At 73.6% G+C, this 1,573-nt stretch carries 2 protein-coding genes; one reads left to right on the forward strand and one right to left on the reverse strand.

Annotated features, from left to right (window positions below; all coding sequences use genetic code 11):
- Nucleotides 1-916: ATP-binding cassette domain-containing protein (locus tag FNQ90_RS22640; RefSeq protein WP_182608046.1), on the forward strand; the 916-nt coding region annotated here is incomplete at its 5' end.
- Nucleotides 917-984: 68 nt separating this feature from the next.
- Here FNQ90_RS22640 and FNQ90_RS22645 read toward each other — a convergent pair.
- On the reverse strand, nt 985-1,557 hold the full coding sequence (locus tag FNQ90_RS22645) for a GNAT family N-acetyltransferase (RefSeq protein ID WP_182608047.1): 573 nt from the start codon (nt 1,555-1,557) through the stop codon (nt 985-987).
- Between the last annotated feature and the right edge of the window lie 16 nt (nt 1,558-1,573).

Below are 1,573 nucleotides of genomic sequence, written 5' to 3' on the forward strand. Positions count from 1 at the left end.
AAGCGGACCGGTGGAGCGAGTGTCCACCGTTGCCGGTGCCCCCGGGGACGGTGGGCACTCGCCAAATCTCCAGCCCTCACCACCGGCCACCCCGGGGGGGTCCGGGCCGGCCGGCACCCGGCCGGAACTCCTGCGGGTCGAGGGGCTCACAGCCCACCACGGCCCCCGCCGCGTCCGGACCCCGGTCCTGCGGGACGTCTCCCTGTCCCTGGGCGCGGGGGAGTGCCTGGCGGTGGTGGGGCGTTCGGGGTCGGGAATGACGACGCTCGCCCGCTGCCTGGCAGGTCTGCACCGGAACGCCACGGGACGCGTCCTGGTGGACGGGGAACTCCTGCCCCGCAGCGTCCGCGATCGCGGACGGGGCCATCTGGCGGCGGTGCAGTACGTCTTCCAGGACGCCCGGGCCTCCTTCGACGAGTACCGTCCGGTGCTGGAGCAGGTGGCCCGTTCCGCGGTCCGACTGCGTCGGGTCTCCCCGGCCGGGGCCCGCGCCGAGGCGGTGGAGGTGCTCGCCGGCATGGGGGTGGACGAGGCCACGGCGGCCCGCGTCCCCGACGGGCTCTCCGGGGGCGAACTCCAACGGGCCGCCCTGGCACGCGCCCTGATGGCGCGTCCCAGGGTGCTGGTGTGCGACGAGATCACCTCCGCTCTGGACCCGGTCGCCCGTGACGGGGTCGGCGACCTCCTCACGCGCTTGGCGAACGACCCCGACCGGGCGGTCTCGCTCGTGCTGGTCACCCATGACCTGCGACTGGCGGTGGGGTTGGCCGATCGTGTCCTGGTGCTCGACGGGGGAGAGGTGGTGGAGAGCGGTTCGACCCGCGTCGTGCTGACCGTCCCCGGCCACCCCGTCACCCGGCGATTGCTGGAGGCGCTGCCGGTGCCCGTCGTGCCCGCCCCCGATCCGACGGGGTGAGTCCGGGTCCGTTCCCGGCCCGCTCGTTCCGGACCCCGGCGGGGGCGAGCCGGGAACGGCGTCCCGGGTCAGTGGGGCAACGGGATCTCGTAGTGGACGGTGGCGAAGCCGGGACCGTGCTCGCCGGTGGTCCTGGCGTCGAAGATCTCCTTGGCGACGTCCTCCCAGAACGGCTGTGCACCGGCGATGTTCACGTTGGTGTGCAGGTACAGGGAGGCGTACTCGCGGACGGCGGCGAATTCCGCGGCCATCTCCACCATGACCCGGGCCAGCCCGCGACGACGGTGTTCGGCCCGCACGTAGACGCGGACCAGTTGGGCGGTGGAGCCGGAGGGATAGCGCTCCGCGATCCACCGGGGGTGCGGGGGATGACGCGGCCCCCGGGAGAGGAGGCCGGTGGTTCCGACGACCGTCCGCCGCGGGTCCCCCGTGTCGATCGCCACGAGGAGGAGATGGCGGGGGTCGGTCAGGTAGGCGCCGTCGATGTCGATGACGTCCTCGTGCCAGCCGGGGACGTACCCGTAACCGAACTCGCGGTAAAACGTGTCCAGCATGACGCCGCGGGCGCCGTCGACGTCCTCCGGCTCGGCGGCCCGGACGAGGTATCGACCGACGGTACGGGGGGAGGGCAACTCACTCATGTGCGGTCGGTGGGGG

The sequence above is a fragment of the Streptomyces alkaliphilus genome (assembly GCF_014141535.1).
GTDB classification, from domain to species: Bacteria; Actinomycetota; Actinomycetes; order Streptomycetales; family Streptomycetaceae; genus Streptomyces; species Streptomyces alkaliphilus.